Here is a 19,464-nt window from a genome sequence, read left to right as displayed (position 1 = left end):
ACCGACCAGGACTCCTTGATGACCATCACCGAAACCACGCCCGTGAACTCGCTCCTCACCGATGCCCAGAAACGTGCTGTCGCTCCCCTCGTCTACGGCGCGACCAACCAGGCCATCGGTGCCCAGATACACCTTTCCCCGGACGGAGTGGCCAGCCATCTCAGGACGGCTCGCAGCAAGCTGGGCCGCCGGGGATGCTCCCGCCCTGTCCTGGTTCACGCCCTGCTTACCGCCCGCGAGGTGCCTCCGCCGGCGTGCCAGCGGCCCTGCCCGGACTTCACCGCGATGGAACGTCGCCTCCTTCAGGCGCTCGCCGAGCACGACTTGAACGAGGACATCGGGCGGGCCGTCGGTGTGCCGGCCTGGGACGTACGGACCGGAGTCGATGACCTTGTGACCAAGGCGTGCGCGGACAACGCCACGCACCTGGTGGGGCTCGCCCACGCCTGGGGCGTGCTCACCGTCGTTCCCGGCGTCGAGTCGTCGGCGGCAACCATGGAGCCGGCCCGATGAACACCATCAGCCGTACCTTTCCGCTCGATCCAGGCAAGAGCGCACGCCCCGTGTACGAGATGCGCCCGGTCGTGACGGGAGCTGACCACGCCGAGGCAGTCGCGCTTGCTGAGGACCGTGGCCGTTGGGCCGCGGCCCGCGGAATCGTGCTGGCCTCCCACTACGCCGACAGTCTCCGGGACCAGGAATCCGAGACCGTCGGCATGTACGAGGACGGGCTTCTGATTGGCTGCCTCGTCCTGGACTGGCGGCCGGACCTGCAGCACTGGGGCACGGACGGACGCGAACCCGGCCTGTTCGTCGACGCCACGCACTCGGCGCCTGGCCGGAATGACCAGGTGGGCATGCTGATCACGCTGTGGCTCGCCGACTACGCCGCCCGCTCCGGCGTGCCCCACGTGAGCTGCGAGATTCCGTGGTGGCCGGCCTGCGAGGAAGGGAGCCTCGCGCTGCTGTGCCACCTTCGCGACCTCGGCTGGCTGATCCTCGGCTCGGGAAGTGGCAAGGGCGGTACCCCCGTGTCTCGTCTGCGGCTCGGTGCCGAAGCCAGGGCCGGAATCACAGCGTTGATCGCCTGCCGCGTTCCTCTGGGCAGCCCGACCACCGCGGGGGTGATGAGCGGATGAGGCTCGTGACACACGCCCTCCCGATCCAGTCATGCCCCACTAGCAGAGCCCTCCTGTCCCGGCCTTGCGACCGCCACCCGGAACCGGCCGCATCCGTCCACCGTGGCCAGGCAGCGCAGGTTCTCGCCCCTCGGCGGGACGCCGTCAAACGGGCCGCCCCGCAAGACAACGGCGGCCTGTGGTGCTGTACGCCCTCAGCCTTCCCGGCCGGGAACCGCACCACGAACTCGCTGCCGGCCAGGGATACGCCGCGCAGCGCCTCGGCCCCCTCGACGGCTGGCTACCGCGCCCACCTAGGCCACCCCAGCGGGGCCTGGCAAGGAGAAACGACGGCATGACTGACAGCAGGCACATCGAACCCGGCTCTACGGCCCGGCCGGACAGCTCGGGCATCCAGATCGACCTCCTCACCGGCCTGCATGCCGGCGTGTGCGATGAGCTCGCCGCCCTCGCACAGCGATGCATCGCTGGGTACAGCGACGACCGCCCGGTCAGTGCCTCCCTGGTGCGCTCCAGGCTGACGAACGCGCTGACCGGCGAGCCTCCCGTGCTCGCGGTGGCCCGGGACGGGCGGGAGGTGACCGGCTGGTGCGCCGTGCGCCGCCCAGAGCGCGGTGAGGCGAGGGCGCGGCTGTGGGGGCCGGTCGTGGATCCGTCGGCTCGCCGGGCGGGGCTGGGGAGGATGCTGCTGCGGACGGTGGTGGACGCGGTCGAGTGGCCGCTGGTGACCACCGATGTGCCGGCCGACCGGGTCGGCGCCAGCGCCTTCTTCAGCGGATCTGGTTGGGAGGTGCTGGACACCGTCACGGTGCTACACGGCAGCCCGGCCGCCGACGCGTTCGCTGCCGTCACCGCCGTCGGGGTCCCGGGGCTGGAGGAGTACGTCGCCGCGGCCGCGCGACGGTTCGTCGGCTTGGATGCGTCGTTCGCCGAGTCGACGTTGCCGCGGTGGCGGGACGACGCGCGGTTTCGCCCGGAGAACCTGCTGCTCGATCCCCCAACGGGGTCGCTGCTGCTGGCCTTGGCCCAGCGAAACGACACGAGCAGCGAACTGCTGCTCGCGGAGGTGTGGGCCGCCGAGGCGGATGTCCGCAGGCGGCTGATCAGCCAGGCGCACATCCTGGCCGCCGACCGGCAGTTGGCGACCGTGCGCGCGGTGACCCGGCAGGATCCCGCCGACTTCGTCGCCTGCGGCATGCGTGTCACCGGCCGCTGCCACACCTTCACCCTTCCCGGCGAGCGCTGAGCCCCGGGCCTCCTAGATCCACCACCCCTGACAGGAGGGCGTCCATGCCCGCAACCGTGAAACCGCCGCTCGTCCACGCGGTCGACGTCGTCGCCAGCGAGGACGAGGCCCGCCGCCTGGCCGGTGAACTGGCCGACCGCCTCGCCGTCAGCCCCGACGTGCGGAGCATGGACTGGGAGGAGGCGACGGGGTCCTGGCTGTGCACACTCGCCGATGGTGGCCGCGGACGGCTGACTCTGGCCGCCCCGGCGGACCCGGCCGCGGCCGCCGAGCACACCCACCGGCTCGTCGCGACGTTCGAACGGGGCACGCCGGCCGAGGCTGAAGCCTTCATCGCGGCCGCACAGCACTTACCGTTCTCCGCCACCGAGATCGCCGCGGCGGTGTCCGAGCTGCCGCTGACGAGCCGGCTGGCCGACCGGTGGCCGGACAAGCCGCTGGCCGGAGTCGGCGTGCTGCTGACGATCCACCACATGCGGGACTTCCTCGTACTGGTCGACAGCCTGCTCGCCCTGGGGGTGGACCCGGCGCACATGACCGTGATCGACAAGGAGTACCCCTACGCGCACACCCGCCGCGTGGACGCTCACCTGGTGCAGCGGCACGGCATCGCGGTGTGGCGCTACCGGGACCTGCGCGAGGGGATCGAGGATCACATCGGGCGCGTCGCCGCGGCGGACAAGCGCAGCGTGGTCATGGACGACGGCGGCTACGTCCTGCCCGTGGTCCTGCGCGAGTTTCCCGAGCAGGCCGGGCACTTCATGGGGCTGGTGGAGCAGACCACCTCCGGCATCCGCAAGGTCGCCGGGCTCGAACTGCCGCTGCCGCTGTTCAGCGTGGCGGAGAGCGACATGAAGGCGATGATCGAGTCGTACGGCATCGCCGACGCCGCCGTCCGCAACACGCTGCGGCTGCTGCCGGACGAGAAGCTCGAGGGCCAGCCGGCCCTCGTACTCGGCTTCGGCCGGATCGGCCACGAGGTCGCCCGCGTCCTGGACAGCAGGCGCATGCGGGTCGCGGTGTTCGACTCCGACATCACCCGCCTGGTCGCCGCCCACGAGGAAGGGTTCCTCACCGGGCGGTCGCTGGAGGAGCTGGTGCGCACGCACCAGCCGCGACTGGTCATCGGCTGCGTCGGCAGCCGCAGCTTCGGCCTGCAGGAGGCCCGGCTCCTGCCGCCGCGATCGTTCATGGTCAGCACCACCAGCAGGAACTTCGAGTTCGCGCTGGACGAGCTGCGCGAGGGCAGCACCGTAGTGACGGATCGGGGCGTGCTCGGCACCAGCTACCAGCTGGCCGACGGCCCGGACATCCTCGTCCTTGGGCACGGCATGCCGATCAACTTCCACTACGCCGAGTCCCTGTCCAACCGCTACGTCGACCTGGTCCTGGCCGGGCTCGCGGTCGGCGCGGTGGCCCTGGCCGGCGCCGACGAGCGGCTGCGGCCGGGCCACAACGTGGCCGCGACCAACGCGATCCTTGCCGAAGCGGGCATCGTCGACGACTACTACCGCCTCTACGGCCCGACGGGAGTCGGACGTGGGTGAGCGGATCTTCACTCTCGACGACCTCACGGGCGTCCGGTCGGTGTGCGGATGCCTGACCTGCAAGCTCGGCGCCGTGTTCGCCCACCATCTCACCGCCCTGCGCACCGGCTACCCCGGTGCCGTCACCACGCTCGGCCACCGAGGCGCCGCGCCCGGGGCGACCGCCGTGCCGCACTTCCTCGCCGTGCGCCTGGGCGAGGCGCTCGTCGATGTCGTGGTGTGGGAGGAGATGCGCCCGGAGCAGCTGACGGCCTGGCTCCCGCCCGCTGACGCCCGCGCCCGGGTGCCGCAGCTGGCCGGCCGGATCCCGCGCCTGGTCCGCATCCGCCAGGCCATCCGCGCGGGCACTTTCACCCCCTCGGGAGCAGCGGGCACCGCTTTGTCCACCGGCGGCCGTTACCCCTCGTTCCGATTCCTCGTCGTGCACTGGCCCACCCTTGAGAAGGAGTTCACCCCGTGAGCACTGCATCCTCCGACTTCGCCGCCGTCGGCACCGGCTACGCCGCCTACTCCAGCGGCGGCCGCGGCCGGCTGCGGCACGACATCACCGCGCGCCGCGTCCTGGCCGAGCTCGGCGACCGGCCGGCCCGGATCCTGGACGTCGGCTGCGGCGACGGGGAGATGGTGCTGCGCCTGGCGGCCGCCGGACACGAGGTGACCGGCGTGGAGAAGTCCCCCGGCATGCTCAGCTCCGCGGCCGACCGGGTCGCCGCCGTCCCCGAGATCGCCGAGCGGGTAACACTGGCCGAGGGCGACATCTACAACCTGCCGTTCGACGACGCCTCGTTCGATGCGGTGGTCTGCCACGGCGTCGTGATGTACCTGCCCGACTCCGTCGCCCCCGTCGCCCACCTTGCCCGGCTCGTCGCCGGCGGAGGCATCCTCAGCGTCCTGACGAAGAATCAGCTCGCCGTCGGCGTGCGCGAGGCCCTGTCCGGCCAGTACGAGTCAGCCCGGGCGCAGATCGAGAGCGGGCAGGCCGCCAGCGTCGGCAACCTCGGCATCACCACCCGCGGCGACACCCCCGACCACCTGGACGACCTCGCCCGCGCCAACGGGCTCACGCCGCTGCCGTGGCAGGGCGTGCGGATCTTCCACGACCACCGCAACGACTGGATGCCCTCCGAAGAGGAGTACCAGGCGGCGCTCGAGACTGAGTGGGCAGCCTCCACCCGCAGCCCGTACCGCGAGTTGGGCCGCCTGGTGCACGCCGTGGCCCGCCGCGAGGCCACCGCATGAACACGATCACGGCCATCAGAGCGCTCACCATCGGCCACCTCGCCCGGGACCTCGCGGCCCGGGCGGGGCAGCCGATGACGGCCCTGCGCTGCTACGAGTCGCTGGCCGCCCTGTGGATCCGGTGCTGCGACACCGGCCTGTCGGGAGCGCGGGCCCTGCAAGACATGACCTGCCGAGCGGCCCGGCGGCTCGCCGCCGGCGAGGACACCCTCATCGCGCCCGAGTACGACCGCATCCCCAACCGGCTGACGAGGGACGAGTCGTTCGTACGTCTGCCGGCGTCCCTGGCCGTCCAGGGGGTGGAGTGGCAGGACGCGATTGCCCTGGCACAGACGTGGCTGGACACCCGGGACTGGTCCGGCCCGGTCCTCGTGGCGGGTATACGCACGGGCGGTGCGTATCTGGCGCCCCTGGTCGCCGCCCATCTGGAGGCCGCGGGCATGGATGTGCGGGTGACGAGCCTCCGTCCCGGCGACAAGCCCGAGGTCGGGGAACGGCGGGTGCTGCTGGTCGACGACCCGCCGCTGACCGGCCGGACGCTGCTGTCGCTCGCTCGTCAGGCGCCCGGGCCGGCCGGGGCGGAGGTGCTGGTGCCGGTGTACGACGTCGACGACGTGCGCGGACTGCAGGAGGCGGGGATCGCGGTCACCGTACTGCCGCGTGAGCAGTGGCAGTCCACCCGCCGCCTGCAGCCCGGTGCCCTGTCCGCCTGCCTGACGACCGGCGCCCACTGGCTGGGCGCGGGCCGGCCGCCGGTCCTGGACGGTCTCGTGCCCGGGCGGGAGAACTCCGCCCTGACCGCGTGGCCGGGAGTGCGGCGCCGCTCCCCGGCCAAGGCCGCCGTACGGCTGCGCACGCCCGGAGGCATCCGGCACGCGGTCGCGGGGTGGGTGCCTCCGGGAATCTTCGGCGACGCCGCCCGCGCCGCGGCCACCGCACTGCGCAGTCCTCTTCTCCCAGCCACGCTCGCCGTGGCACCCGCACTCGTGATCAGCGAGGACCTCGCCCCCACGGCTCCGCTCGGACCGGAGCCGGCACCGCACCGGCTGGAGGCGGCGGTGGACTACGTCCTCGCCCGCGCCCGGCAGCTCCCGGTGGAGCCCGCCGGACGCGGGGGGCCGATGCCCGCGGTCCTTCGCACGGTGGCCCAGGCCCTGACCGGCGCGGACGATCCGGCGGCCGCCGCGCGGATGCACCATCTGCTGTCCGCCCTCCCCCCGGCGCTGCCCGACAACCGGTGCGAGGCGGAGAAGTGGTTCCTCGACGGCGCCGGACATCTACGCAAGACCGGGCACCTCGCCCACGCCTACCGCCGCGACAACGAGCTGCTCACCCCGCTGCTCGACCTGGCCGCGCTCGCCGTCGCGTTCGGCAGCGGTCTGGAAGCCGTCGCCGAGAGCCTCGCCCGGCGTCTGCCGGGCAGACAGTCCTGGCACGCGGCGCTCGCCGTCGCCCTGCTGTGCTACGGAACAGCCCGCGGCGGTCAGCTCCCGCGCACCTACAACTCCCAGCGTGCGGCCTCCACGGCCGTGGAGGCGTACCGGCTCCAGCGCGGCATGACCGAGGCGGCCCGGCTGGTCCAGCACGTCCTGAACGACAGTGTGGCCGACCAGGAGTTGGCCGGACCTCGTGTCGTGCGCCGGTGGACGCAGCCGCCTGGAGCGCTCGTGCAGCCCCGGCTGCCGTTCGGCGGCTCCCCCGCTCCCCCCACCGGGCCCGGCACGTCGGGTGAGGAGACAGAGATGACGCTGAAGGCCGTCGCGCAGTGGGCTGAGGGCCGATTCCACCCGGTGCGGGAGGAGCACATGCTGCTGCTCGCGCCGCTGGGCGCACCGTCGACGTGGCCGCAGGACCGGGACGCGCTTCAGGAGCTTGCCCTGCTGCTGCCGCGCCCCGGGCTGCTTGCCTGGTGCGGGGTGCCCGTCGTGTCCCTGAGCAAGGCGGGCTGATGCAGATGCTGGTCTTCGACTTCGACGGTGTCCTGCACGACTCCCGCGACCGGGCCTGGCGCTGCTACCAGGACGCCCGCAGGGAGATGGAGCTGTGGGCTCTGCCCGACCTGGCCGGCCCATGCGACCTGCCCGTCGTCTATCAGGGCGTGCTCAGCGCCTCGCTGACCAGGTGGATCGACTTCGAGACCGCCGAGCGGTTCTGGAAGCGGCACGCCGAACTGACAGCCCAGGCCGCCGCCGGCGAGCCGCACGGCGTCGTCCCGGAGCTGGTCGGCCCTCTGGCCGGACTGGCTGCCGGGCCGGGATATGCGGTAGTCACCGGAAGCCACAGCACCACCGTCCACGGCCTGCTCGCCCGTGACCTCCTCCCGGAGGCAATGCCCCGCGTACTGCTCTCCCGTGACGAGACAGGCAGCAAGACCGACAAGCTCCGCAGCCTGCGCACCCGGTACGGGGCGACCGCGTACGTCGGCGATACCGGCAGCGATGTCCACCACGCCCACGGTGCCGGCCTGACCGCGATCGCCGTCGCCTACGGCTACGCGAGCCGCGAGGACCTCACCGCCGCCCGGCCGGATCACCTGCTGGCCACCCCTGCCGACCTTGCCGCCTGGTGCCGGGTCCCGTCCGCCGGCGTCGCCCCCACCACCGAACCGGTGCCTTCCCGCACCACCTGACCGCTCCACGACCACGGCCAGCCCGCCCTCGGGGACTCCTGCACACCCCGGGGGACGGTCGGCCCTGCCCGGAAGGACTTCCGCATGGACGACACAAGCACCGCGGTGCTGGGCCGACTGGCCCGCGCCGTCACCACCGCACACCCCGGCGCCCGTCCGCTGGCCGAAACCGACCGGGCCGCCCTCGCGCCCCTGCTCATCACCCCCAACGACCTGCGGGCCCGGCTCGAGGCCCACTTGGACGGTGAGGCGGGGCGGGTGAGCGACACCGGCACCCCACGCGAAGCCGGTCTGTCCGACAACGCGGTCATGACGCTTCGGCTGCGCCTGCCAGCCCCGGAGGTGCGGTGATCCGCGGGTTGCGGATCGTGGTTGACGCCGAGCCACGTCAGGGGCCGCAGACCCGGGCACGCCCCGAACCCTACGCGTCCGATGACCGCTGGACGAACAGCCGCTCGAAGGTCGGCGTTTCGGCCAACTCCGCTTCAGCGATGCGCTCTTGCGCACCAAGGGTCGGTGCACCGCACACCTTCGCCGAACCGCTCAACCTCGGGGTCTGCGGCCCGCCCGCGACCCGTCCGAAAGACAGGTGTTCGAAATTCCGGCTGTGTCGTTGGACCCGACGACACAGCGACGACTTCCAGGAAGGGGCCACGTTGACATCGGCCGGACCACGAAGCGCTGAGACCCGGAACGTGAAGAAGACAGAGGCCACAGACGCGATCTCCCGCGCGGAGCGCGAGCTGTACGGCGGACGGCTCCGCTACGACCAGTCCTACGTCCGTCACGAAGGCCCGCTGACCCGGCTCGGCTTCGGACGGATGGCGGCCGCGCTGCCGCGCATGGTGGGCATGGTCCTGCGTACCGGATGGAAGGCGGACCGGCGGGCGCTGGTCGGGGTTGTGGCGGCCCAACTCGGGCAGGGCGTGACGGCCGGGTGGGGGCTGGTGGCGGTCAACAGCGTCCTCACGCAGTTGTTCGACGACGGCCCGACCGCAGACAAGCTCCGCGACGCGTTGCCGTCCCTGGCGGTGCTTGCGGTCGCGGCGGTGGCGACGGCCGTGCTGTCGGCGTGGTCGACGGCCATGGCCGGCCGTCTGGAGCCGCAGGTGGAGCGTGCGGTTGCCGCCCGGTACTACACGGCCGTCACCCACGTCGAGGTGGAGGCGACCGAACGGCCGGAAGTCCAGCGGGTCCTGGAGGCGGGAAGGTTCGGCACGGACTCCGCCCGCAACATGCTCCGGCTGTCGGTGGGCGTGGGCAATGTGGTGATCGGCATGGCGGCGGCCGCCATCGTACTGGCGTCGCTGCACTGGGCACTGCTGCCGATGCTGCTCGCGATCGCCCTGCCCAAGGGATGGGGAGCGGTCCGCTCGGCTCGCCGCGACTACCTCTCCCGCATGAACTGGGTCGACCATCGGCGGGCGATCGCGTCCCTGCTGGCCTACCTGACTCGCCCGCACGCCGCTGGAGAGATCCGCGTACATGCGGCCGGGACGAAGCTGTTGTCCAGCTACGAGGAGATGTCGAGGCAGTCGGAGGCGGAGCAGCGGCGCCTCGCCCGCGCGCAGGCCACCACGGACCTGGTCGCGGGCGGGTTCGCCGGTCTGGCGTCGCTGGCGTGCTACGGGGTGCTGTGGTGGCTGCTGGCCGGCGGCGGACTGCCGCTCGCCGTCGGCGGGACCGCGGTGATCGCCATCCGCACCTCGACCGCCCGGCTCACCTCCCTAGTCCAGCAGGTCAACCGGTTGTACGAGGAGTTGCTGTTCCTCACCGACACCGAGGACGCCATCGAGATCGCCGGCGAGAACGCCATCCCGCGCACTGGCACGCCGCTGCCCACGCCGACGCGGGAGGTACGGACGGAGGAGGTGTCGTTCACCTACCCCGGAGCCGACTTCCCTTCCCTGAAGGGGGTGAGCGTGCGGGTCCCCAGGGGGAAGGTGACGGCCTTGGTCGGTGCGAACGGCTCGGGGAAGACCACCTTGACCAAGGTGCTGGCCGGACTGCTTCTGCCCACCGAAGGGAACGTGTGGTGGGAGGGCGACTCGGGCGAGCGGGTCGACCTCCGCGAGGCGAACCGCACCCATGTGTTCGCCTCGGTCGGGGTGCTCGCTCAGGACTTCCCGCGCTGGGAGATGACCGCCGCCGCGAACGTCGCCATCGGCGCCGGCGACCACCCCAGGGACATGGATCGTGTCCGCAACGCGGCCCAGGACGCTGACGTGCTCGACTTGATCGAGGGCCTGCCGCACGGCTGGGACTCGATCGTCTTCAAGGGCTACGAGCGCGGCGTCCAGCTCTCGGGCGGACAGTGGCAGAAGCTCGGCACCGCTCGAACTCGGTACAGGCAGGCACCGTTCCTGCTAGTCGACGAGCCGACCTCGGCGCTCGATCCGCATGCGGAGATCGCCGCATTCGAGGGGCTCTGGTCCCTGGCCCAGGACGGGCACGCGGTCGTGCTCGTCACCCACCGGTTGGCCGCGACCATGAACGCCGACCACATCTACGTCCTCGATCAGGGGTGCGTCGTCGAAGACGGCACACACGAGGACCTGATGGCCCGCGAGGACGGCCTGTACCAGGGCATGTTCACCGCCCAGGCCGCCCAGTACGGGAGCGCGCCCGCAGCCGCCCCGGTTCCCCGCCCCCGCGGCACCCAGCCGTCCGGCCACGAGACGGCGAGCTGACGCACAAGCGCGACGTCCACAAGCCCGGCCCGCAGCACCGCCCCCCTTACTACGTCGAAGGCGAGACGACACCCATGCCACCCAGCTCCACCGCGATCCGCAGGACCATCGAGGCGTACCTCGGCCGACACCCTGACGAGCGTGGCGCCCTGGCCGGACTTCTCGCCGCCCTGGAGCGGCCCGTCGACGCGACCGACCGGACGACGCTGCCCGGGCACGTTACTTGCAGCGCCGTGGTGATCGACCGGCAAAGCCGGGTCCTGCACATCCGGCATCGGGCGACCGGTGGCCTCATGCTCACCCCCGGCGGCCACGTCGAGCCCGGGGACGGCACGCTGCTCGCCGCGGCGCTGCGCGAGGTGTCGGAGGAGGCCGGGATCGCGCCGGGCGCCCTGTGCCTGACTCGGCAGGTGCTCGGCTCTCCGATCGACATCGACGTCCACGACATCGACGCCAGCCCGTCCAAGGGCGAACCAGCCCACCGCCACTACGACTTCCGCTACGTCTTCTACCTCTCCAGCGAGGAGCCGCCGACGATCGCGCTGCAGAACGAGGAGGTCTCCGGCGCCCAATGGCTCCCGCAGCCGGAAGTCACCTCGCCAACACTGCGCGCGAAACTCCTCGCGGCGCGTCTGGACGGCAGGCCGGAGCCGGTGAACGCTTCCGCGCTGATCCACGACGGGACCGGCAGGTACCTGCTCCATCTTCGCGATCACAAGCCCGGCGCCATCTGGCAGTCGGGGGCGTTCGCCCTTCTCGGCGGCGGCCGCACACACGACGACCAGAGCCTTGAGGGCACCCTGCTGCGGGAGCTGTCCGAGGAGGTGCCCGACCTCCGCCTCGAGGACTTGAAGCCCTACGCCGTGGAGGCTGTCACCAGCATCGACGGCCTCAGCGTCCCGGTCCGGGTCTTCGCCGGCCGGTGGCGCGGCAACCCCGACCGCCTCGCGCTGCACGAGGGAGTGCTGCTGCGCTGGTTCGCGCCCGACGAACTGGACCGGCTGCGCCTGAGCCCCGCCACCCGGGACCTGATTCACCGGCACGCGGCAGAGAACCCCCCGGACAAGGAGCCAGCCGCGGCTCCCCCCGTGTGGGATGGGGGCAGCCGGACCGTACTGAACGGCATCGGAGTCCACCTCCACCTCGAAGACGCCGAAGGCCGGGTCCTACTCGGCCTGCGTCACCCCGACTCGAAGTACGCGGGCGACACCTGGCACTACCTCGCCGGACGGTGCGAGCAGGAGTCCGCCCTCTCCTGCCTGGTCCGCGAGGCGCGGGAGGAAGCAGGGCTGGTCATCGACCCCGCCGACGTGGAGCTCGCGCACGTCGTCCACGTCGTCGACACCCCGGGCGGCCTGCCCCTGATGCAGCTCGTCTTCCGGGCTCGCCGGTGGGAGGGCACCCCCGAGGTTCGCGAGCCCGACAAGTGTCTGACCTGGCAGTGGTGGCCGCGGCACGAGCTCCCGGACCGGATCGTCTCCTACACCCGCACGGCCATCACCGCAATCTCCGAAGGCCGCCCCTATTCCCAGCTGGGCTGGTGAGCAGGGTGAGCGCACCCACCGGTAGCGGACCCGGCCGGCGGGCCCGGGCCGAGCCCACATACGTGCTGCGGGAGCGCCTGGCGGGGCCGAGGGAGGTACTCCGTGCCGCCCTGCGCTGAGACCCCCTCCGCCGCCGGAACCTCGCTATGGCGGCACCGGGACTTCCGCCGGTACCTGACCGGCCAGACCGCGAGCGTGGCCGGCAGCTCGATCACGCAGATGGCGCTGCCGGTGCTGGCCGTGCTCCACTTGGACGCGACAACCGCCCAGGTCGCCTGGCTGGCGTTCCTCGGACAGCTTCCTCCCGCGCTGCTCGCCCTTCATGCCGGCGCGCTCGCCGACCGGCACTCCAAGCGCCGGCAGATGATCACCGGCGACCTGGTCAGCGCGACGGTGCTCGCCACCGTGCCGGTGGCAGCCGCGCTGGGCACCCTGACCCTGACGCAGCTCATGGTCGTCGCCGTGGTGCAAGGGGCGGCGAGCGTGCTCCACGACGCGGCGGCCATCAGCCTGCTACCCAGCCTCGTCGAGCGGTCCTTGATCCAGCGGAGCAACAGCCGCGTCGGCGCGCTGTTCGCGGTCGCCGCGACCGCCGGAAGCCACCTCGGCGCCGCGCTGACCGCGCTGCTCGGCCCCGCCCGGGCGCTGCTCGGCGACGTCGCCTCCTATCTGATCAGCGCCGTGTGCACCGCCCGCATCCAGACCGCCGAACCCGCCCGCTCACGCCCGGAAACTGGCCGACTGCGCGGTGAGATCAGCGAGGGCCTGCGGTACGTGCGCGGCGATGACCGGCTGTGGACCCTGACCCTGGTCAACGCCACGACCTCATTCGCCCTGGGGCTGCTCAACACCCTGTGGGCCCTGTACCTACTGCGGTCCCTGGCGATGAGCGCGACCGCGTTCGGTGTGGTGCTGGGCCTCGGCGCGCTGGGCGCGGCCGCCGGAGCGCTCACCGCCCCGGCGTTGGCCCGCCGGTACGGGCCGGGGCCGATGATGCTGGCCGCGCTCGCGATCACCCCGCTGACCCAGCTCCCGCTGTTGCTCGCCTCCCCCGGCCTTGCCTGGCAGATCACGATCGGGGCGGCGCTGTTCCTACAGCTCGCCTGCGCCGGTGCCGCGGGCACCACCCAACGATCCATCCGTCAGATCATCACCACGGCTGGGATGCAGGCGCGGATGCAGGCGGTCAGCACCTGGCTGACGTCCGGCGCCCGCCCCGTGGCCGCGCTCCTCGCCGGCGGCCTGGGCACGTGGATCGGTGTCCGGCCCGCCCTGACCGCCGGAACCCTCCTGCTGCTGATCCCGCTCGTCGTCCTCGCCCGCTCCCCGATCCGCGCCCTATGGCAGATGCCAGACCCGCCCGCCGCCGCCCTGCCGTCGCCTCCCGCACTCCGGACGTCCCCTCCGTCCTTGCCCACTCCAGCGCGCACGGACGACGCGCGGCACGATCGCTCACTCGGAGGCGATGCCTCGTGAACCAGGTGCCGAACTCGGCGGCGACTCCCGTTGCCGCACCACCCGATCCCTTGGAGTGCACCGTGCTGACCGACGACACCGTGCCCGCCGCGCCCCTCCTTCCGGCGCAGTCCGCCGTCGACACCTCCGGGGCTGTGGCGGCCCGGGCGGCGATGGTCGCCCGGCTTGAGAAGAGCGGAGAGCTAGGCCCCGGACCCGTGCGTGAGGCCCTGCTCGCGCTGCCGCGTGAGGCGTTGATGCCCCAGGCGTACGTGCGTCGCAGCGCCCCGGACGAGACCCCGCCGTACTGGGATCTGCTCGACTTCTGCCGGCTCGACGACCGGGAGGAGCTGCTGGAGCGGCTGCACAGCGGGGACAGCGTCGCGATCCAGCACGGCGGCGAGCCGATCCTCGGCCGCGTTCCCGGGCCGCGCCGCGGAGGCGAGATGACCGCGATGTCGAGCACGATGGGCCTGACCGCCAGCCTGCTCCAGCAGCTGGACCTGCGGCCCGGTCAGCGGGTGCTGGACGTCGGGACCGGCGCGGGGGTGACCGCGGCGGTGGTGTGCTTCGTGTGCGGCGACGAGAGCGTGGTCACCCTCGACATCGACCCGCACGTCACCGCAGCCGCTCGCGAGCGGCTGTCCACCCTCGGCTACCGGCCGGCGGCGGTGACGGGGGACGGCACTGCCGGGTGGGCCGACGCGGGTCCGTACGACCGGATGTTCGTCTCCTTCGCCGTCCGCCGCGTACCGAACGCGCTGGTGGAACAGCTGGCGCCGGGTGGCCGCGCGCTCATGACGTTGGGGACGTCTTCGCCGTCGTGGCCGGGCCTGGCGGTGATCGAAAGAAGGCAGGACGGGGCCGTGGAGGCGGAGTTGCGCGCGGTCGAGTTCGGGCACCGCGCCGGCGCTGGCTTCGACCGGCTGTTCCTGTCCGCCACGTTCCGCGCAACGATCACCCCAGACGGAGGGCGCACGCAGCGCAGCCGACTCGCGCCGCCGCAGGACGCGGCCCGCGGCATGTGGCTGGCCCTGGACCACCTCCACCCGGGGCTGGTTCGCCACTTCGGCGCTGAGGATCTCACGGTCGGCGCACCCGAGTGCGGATCGTGGATGCGCGTGAAAGCGGCCGGCTACCGCCGGTGGGACGTGACGACGTGCGGCCCCCGTGACATCTGGGCGGAAATCCAGGAGGTCGCCGACCGATGGCGGGCGGCCGGTGAACCGGACGTCTACCGGCTCCACTTCGACGCCGACGGCATCCAGCGGGCCACGAGCCCGAACGGCACCCTGACCTGGCAGCTTTCCCCTACTGGAGATGCACGATGACCAGCCCCAATCAACCGGCCTCTACGGCAGTTTCGGACGAAGCCCTGTTCGGGCCCGAGGCCGCCGACTACGCCCGCTACCGTCCCGGCCTTCGGGACGCCGCAGTCCACCTCCTGGCCGCCACCCAGCACGGCGTACCCGACCCCGTCCTCCTGGACCTGGGAACCGGCACCGGCCAGGTGCCCCGCGCGCTACTGCCCGTCCTGCACCGCATGGCGCACATCGACCTGGTCGACGTGAACCAGGCCATGCTGGAGGCGGCCCGCGCCGCACTCGAACCGGTCCGCGGAACGTGCACGGTCGACCTATTCACCGGCGCCGCCCACACCTTCGCCCCCACCGCGCCCGACCGGGCCCCCACCCTGATCACCTGCTCCCGGTCCTTCCACTGGATGGCCCGCCCGGAGGTCCTGTCCATGGCCGACCGGGTGGCCGCACCGCACGCCGTCGTGGCGATCATGGGCGACGGCAGCCTCTGGACCCACCAGGCCGACTGGACAGCCGCCCTTCGCGGGCTGATCCAGAGCTACCTCGGCGAAGACCGGCGCGCGGGCACCCGCGGCACGTACGCCGGGCCGGGCCGCTCCTACGAGAACGACCTGGCCGACTCCGCGTTCAGCGAGGTGACCGAGCACAGCTTCTCCGCCTCCCGCGTCTGGGCGCCCGAGGACGTGATCGGCTACCTGCGCACCACCAGCTTCGCCCGCCCCGCTCTGTTCTCCGGCCGCCACCACGAGTTCGAGGGCGCCGCTCTCCGGCTGCTCCAGGACCATGCCCGCGGCGGCGTCCTGAAGGAGGACGCGGTGTTCAACGTGCTGCTCGCGCGCCGCCCCGGCGGTGACGCGTGAGCGGCACCCAGCGGCACACCGAGCCGCTCGACGTCCACCTGATCGCCGTGCGCGACGGCAAGGAGGGGCCCGAGGTACTGCTGTCCCGGCGAGCCGGTGACGTGTACGCGCCGGGCTGCTGGCATCTCGTGTCCGGACACTTGGACGGCCCGTGGGAGGACATGGTCACCGCCCTGGTGCGCGAGACCCGGGAGGAGTCCGGCGTCGTGGTCGACCCGGCCGATGTCCGCGCGGCCGTCACCGTGCACCACCGCTCCCCCGCCGGCGGCGCCCGCATCGGGGTGTTTTTCGAGGTGAAGCGGTGGGAGGGCACCCCGGAAGTCATGGAGCACCATGTCTGCGACGCCATGGGGTGGTTCTCCTTCGATGCCTTGCCGGGGCCGATGGTGGCGTACTGCCGGGCCGGGCTGGACGCCTACCGGGCCGGCGCGCGGATGGCCGTGCACTTCCAGGAGCCCGGCGACCCGCTCGCCTACGACCAGTCCGTCGACCGGCTGGTCCTGGTCCCCGAACCCGCCGCGCGGGACGCGGTCCCGGAGCAGGCGGTGCACGCGTTCGCCGAGCAGGCGGTCGGCCAGATCGCCGCGTGGACGGACGTGTCCTGGGCGCGCGAGGAGAGCCGTGTGTGGCGGGCGGACGGCGTCGAGGAGGGCGAGTGGTACGTCAAGATCCACCAGAACGCCCGCTTCCACCGGCGTGAAGTGGCCGCGCTCCGCGGCTGGGTCCCCGCCCTTGGCGCGGCCGCGCCCCGGCTAGTGGCCGCCGACGCGGAGCTGCGGGCCGTGGTGCTCACCGCGGTGGGCGGCAGGTCTCTGCACGGTGCCGTCTACTCACCCGAGCAGCAGCGCCGGATCTTCCACCGCATCGGGCAACTCGCGGCGGCCATCCACCACAGCGCCCCGTCCCGGCCCGCCGCAGGCATCCTGCCGCTGGGGAAGTTGGAGCGACACCTGGCTGGAGCCCTGCCCCATCTCGCGCCTGGCGACGAGAAGTTCATCCGCGCCACCGCCGAGGGGGCCGTCAGCCTTGCCCCCTTGGAGACGGTGCCCACGCACGGTGATTTCCAGCTCCGCAATCTGCGGTGGGACGAGGCCGCCGACGCCCTCTACGTGATCGACTTCGAACGGTCGGAGGAAGGCCCGGCCGTGCGGGACTTCGTACGGCTCTCCGACGCATGGCACGGCCGGCCCGATCTCTTCAAAGCCGTGATGGACGGTTACGGCCGCCCCTTCACCCCGGAGGAACAGGCCCAACTCACGGTCCTGTCCGTCCTCGACGCCGTCTCAGGCATCTCCTACGGCGCCGCCCACGGCGATCCCGAGCTGGTGGAACGGGGCCGCCGCACCCTGGCGCGGCTCCGTGCCGGGCAACGCCCTTGACCGCCAACGCACCTACGCACGAGGAGCAGCACGTTGACGTACACCGCCCGTGACCAATGGGACAAGCACTACAGCGACGGCAAGAACTTCCGGCAGGTCGGTGAGCGCGAGCGGGAACTGCTCGCCGAGCACGCCCCCGGCGACGGTGGCCGGGCTCTCGACGTGGGCTGCGGAACTGGGGAGATGAGCGTCTACCTCGCCTCCCTCGGCTACACCGTGGACGCCGTCGACTTCGCCGACAGCGCGATCGACCGGGCCCGCAAGAAGCACGCCGACGTCGAGGGCGTGCGCTGGCTGCATCTGGACATCGAGCGCGACGACCCGGCCCCGCTGGACGAGGAGGGGTACGACCTGGTCGTCATGCGGCTGATGTATCCGTTCCTGAAGGACCGCGGTCGCGTCCTGCATGGGCTGGGTGAGCGGCTGCGCGACGGCGGCGCTCTCGTCGTCATCACACCGGTGGTGGAGACCACGCCTGAGGAGCGGTACGGAATCGCCCTGGACGAGGACGAGATCGCCCTGCTGACCGCCGACTGGGAGACGGTGGAGCGGCTGGACGCGGACGGCCTGGCCTTCCTGGTCCTGCGCGGCCCCTGCCACACCGGCAGCAGGGCCGTCGAGAAGAGGCCGACCACCGGCCATGCCCTGACCGGCGCTCTCGCCGTCGTCACCGACGATGCCGGCCGGGTGCTACTCGGCCGTTCCCGGCGCGGCATGCTCGAGCTGCCCGGCGGCAAGACCACCGGCCCGGAGGACTTCGCCGCCGCGGCGGTGCGCGAACTCGCAGAGGAGACGGGCCTGGTCGCCGAGCCGGGTGACGCGTACGTGGTGACGATGCTCGTCGACGACAGTCACGGCCTGCCCCGGCTCACGGCGGTCGTCCGCATCGCCGCCTGGACGGGAGTCCTGGCCAACCGTGAGCCGAAGCTGTTCGACCGATGGGAGTGGCATGATCTGCACGCCCTCGCCTGCGTCGGCGACATCTTCACTCCTGCCGCGCAGGCGCTGGACGCCGTCTGGCCCGGGGTCATTCCCGACCTACCGCAGGCGGCCTCCTATCCCATCGCCGTCGACCAGCCGGCCGTACCGGGTGAGCCGACCGAAGCCGTCCGGCTGCGCCACGCGATGGCTGGGACGGTCATCGACGGCGGCTGGGCCCGCTCCGAGCTGGTCCAGGACGCGCTGCGGACCGTGCCTCGCCACCGCTTCGCGCCGGAAGCGAACCTGACGGCCGCGTACGACGGTGGCGACCGGGCCGTCATCACCAGGCGCGACGAGGCCGGAGCGGCGATCAGCTCGGTGTCTGCGGCCTGGCTCCAGGCCGACATGATCGAAAACCTGTGCCTGACGCCGGGCGCGATCGTGTTCGAGGCGGGATCCGGCGGCTTCAACGCCGAACTCATCGCCCACGTCACCGGAACCGAGGGCCGCGTGGTCACTGTCGATATCGACCCCTGGGTCGTACGCCGCACCCGCCGCTTCACCACAGAAGCCGGCAGCGGACGCGTCACCACGGTCGAGGCCGACGCCGCCCTCGGCGCACCCGTACACCTCGTGCCCCGCGGCGGCTTCGACGGCAGCGTGATCACCTACAACTGCTGGGACGTCGCCCCGGCCTGGCGGAACCAGCTGGCCGAGGGCGGACGCCTGGTCCTGCCGCTGGAGATCGGTGGCTACACCCGGGCAATCGCCTTCGAGCGGCGCGGCGAGGTGCTGCACGCCCGCCACTTCACCTACTGCGGCTTCGTCCGGGACCAAGGACAGCAGGCCCGCACCATTCCCGTCACCGGTCTACTCGACGGTGAGCTGACGCTCCGCTTCGAGCACGGCACAGCCGCCGAGACGGCGGAACTGGAGGAGGCGCTGCGCGGGCCGCGGCACGAGATCGCCACCGGCGTGACCATGGGGGCGGGCGCCTACTTCGGCTCCCTGCAGCTCTACGCGGCCACCACCCTGCCCGCCTTCTGCCGCCTGCACGCCCACCAGGACACGGGCGTCACTGCCATCCCGAAGGACCGGGACGCACCAGCCATCATCGGCGACGCCTCGCTCGCCTACCTGAAGCACGTCCAAACCCGGCACGGCGAGCTCACCGAGGACAAGGAGTGGGAGTGGGTCGTCCACGCCTTCGGCGAGCAGGGCCCGCAGCTCGCCGAGCAGTTGGCGGCCACGGTGCGGGCCTGGGACCTCCACGTGCGCGCCGACGACAACAGCAACCACGCTGATCCCGTACTGACCGTCCACCCGGCCTGCACACCCGACGATCTGCTGCCCGCCGGGCACGTTCTGGACAAGGAGCACTGCCGCCTGGTGTTCCAGTGGCCGGGCCGTGACGGGCACTTGCCAGGTCCGGCTCGGCACCACCGGGCCCCCGCACCTGCACCGGTGCTGGAAGGCAGGTGACCAAGCCGCGCGAC

16 protein-coding genes are annotated in these 19,464 nt (G+C 72.3%); all 16 read left to right on the top strand.

Features of this window, described 5'->3' with window-relative positions; translation table 11 throughout:
- Positions 1 to 18 precede the first annotated feature (18 nt).
- The 16 genes from ACFV9D_RS23080 to fxlM all read left to right on the top strand — a co-directional run bounded on the left by ACFV9D_RS23080 (position 19) and on the right by fxlM (position 19,450).
- Positions 19 to 513, top strand: a complete 495-nt coding sequence (locus tag ACFV9D_RS23080) for a sigma-70 family RNA polymerase sigma factor (protein ID WP_385149248.1) — start codon at positions 19 to 21, stop codon at positions 511 to 513.
- Positions 510 to 1,139: a hypothetical protein gene (locus ACFV9D_RS23075; protein ID WP_385149245.1), complete on the top strand. Its 630-nt coding sequence runs from the start codon at positions 510 to 512 to the stop codon at positions 1,137 to 1,139. Before ACFV9D_RS23080 ends, ACFV9D_RS23075 begins: the two co-directional genes overlap by 4 nt.
- A gap of 334 nt (positions 1,140 to 1,473) precedes the next feature.
- Positions 1,474 to 2,385 (top strand): GNAT family N-acetyltransferase, encoded by a 912-nt coding sequence (locus ACFV9D_RS23070; protein ID WP_385149241.1) that lies wholly within the window; start codon positions 1,474 to 1,476, stop codon positions 2,383 to 2,385.
- A 44-nt stretch (positions 2,386 to 2,429) separates the two neighbouring features.
- Positions 2,430 to 3,932: an NAD(P)-dependent oxidoreductase gene (locus ACFV9D_RS23065; protein ID WP_385149238.1), complete on the top strand. Its 1,503-nt coding sequence runs from the start codon at positions 2,430 to 2,432 to the stop codon at positions 3,930 to 3,932.
- Positions 3,925 to 4,392: a hypothetical protein gene (locus ACFV9D_RS23060; protein WP_385149236.1), complete on the top strand. Its 468-nt coding sequence runs from the start codon at positions 3,925 to 3,927 to the stop codon at positions 4,390 to 4,392. The genes ACFV9D_RS23065 and ACFV9D_RS23060 overlap by 8 nt, the downstream gene beginning before the upstream one ends.
- Positions 4,389 to 5,171, top strand: coding sequence for a class I SAM-dependent methyltransferase (locus ACFV9D_RS23055; RefSeq protein WP_385149233.1), 783 nt, complete (start codon positions 4,389 to 4,391; stop codon positions 5,169 to 5,171). The genes ACFV9D_RS23060 and ACFV9D_RS23055 overlap by 4 nt, the downstream gene beginning before the upstream one ends.
- Positions 5,168 to 7,120, top strand: coding sequence for a hypothetical protein (locus ACFV9D_RS23050; protein WP_385149230.1), 1,953 nt, complete (start codon positions 5,168 to 5,170; stop codon positions 7,118 to 7,120). Before ACFV9D_RS23055 ends, ACFV9D_RS23050 begins: the two co-directional genes overlap by 4 nt.
- A complete protein-coding gene (locus ACFV9D_RS23045) occupies positions 7,120 to 7,800 on the top strand; it encodes an HAD family hydrolase (RefSeq protein WP_385149227.1) in 681 nt (226 codons plus the stop codon). Before ACFV9D_RS23050 ends, ACFV9D_RS23045 begins: the two co-directional genes overlap by 1 nt.
- 84 nt (positions 7,801 to 7,884) lie before the next feature.
- A complete protein-coding gene (locus ACFV9D_RS23040; protein WP_385149225.1) occupies positions 7,885 to 8,151 on the top strand; it encodes a hypothetical protein in 267 nt (88 codons plus the stop codon).
- 344 nt (positions 8,152 to 8,495) lie between these two features.
- On the top strand, positions 8,496 to 10,490 hold the full coding sequence (locus ACFV9D_RS23035) for an ABC transporter ATP-binding protein (RefSeq protein ID WP_385149222.1): 1,995 nt from the start codon (positions 8,496 to 8,498) through the stop codon (positions 10,488 to 10,490).
- Positions 10,491 to 10,564: 74 nt separating this feature from the next.
- Positions 10,565 to 12,034 (top strand): NUDIX domain-containing protein, encoded by a 1,470-nt coding sequence (locus ACFV9D_RS23030; RefSeq protein WP_385149220.1) that lies wholly within the window; start codon positions 10,565 to 10,567, stop codon positions 12,032 to 12,034.
- Between the two features lie 102 nt (positions 12,035 to 12,136).
- Positions 12,137 to 13,510 carry an MFS transporter gene (locus tag ACFV9D_RS23025; RefSeq protein ID WP_385149217.1) on the top strand — a complete coding sequence of 458 codons (1,374 nt, stop codon included), beginning with the start codon at positions 12,137 to 12,139 and terminating at the stop codon, positions 13,508 to 13,510.
- A 62-nt stretch (positions 13,511 to 13,572) separates the two neighbouring features.
- A complete protein-coding gene (locus tag ACFV9D_RS23020; protein ID WP_385149214.1) occupies positions 13,573 to 14,820 on the top strand; it encodes a methyltransferase domain-containing protein in 1,248 nt (415 codons plus the stop codon).
- A complete protein-coding gene (locus ACFV9D_RS23015; RefSeq protein ID WP_385149211.1) occupies positions 14,817 to 15,668 on the top strand; it encodes a class I SAM-dependent methyltransferase in 852 nt (283 codons plus the stop codon). Before ACFV9D_RS23020 ends, ACFV9D_RS23015 begins: the two co-directional genes overlap by 4 nt.
- Positions 15,665 to 17,047 (top strand): phosphotransferase, encoded by a 1,383-nt coding sequence (locus tag ACFV9D_RS23010; protein WP_385149208.1) that lies wholly within the window; start codon positions 15,665 to 15,667, stop codon positions 17,045 to 17,047. The genes ACFV9D_RS23015 and ACFV9D_RS23010 overlap by 4 nt, the downstream gene beginning before the upstream one ends.
- A gap of 33 nt (positions 17,048 to 17,080) precedes the next feature.
- On the top strand, positions 17,081 to 19,450 hold the full coding sequence (gene fxlM / locus ACFV9D_RS23005) for a methyltransferase, FxLD system (RefSeq protein ID WP_385149205.1): 2,370 nt from the start codon (positions 17,081 to 17,083) through the stop codon (positions 19,448 to 19,450).
- The last annotated feature ends 14 nt before the right edge of the window (positions 19,451 to 19,464 follow it).

Origin of the sequence: Streptomyces sp. NPDC059875 (assembly GCF_042731085.1) — a bacterium.
GTDB lineage: Bacteria > Actinomycetota > Actinomycetes > Streptomycetales > Streptomycetaceae > Streptomyces.
The sequence above is the reverse complement of the archived record's forward strand: the minus strand, read 5'-3'. Positions and strand labels throughout refer to the sequence as shown.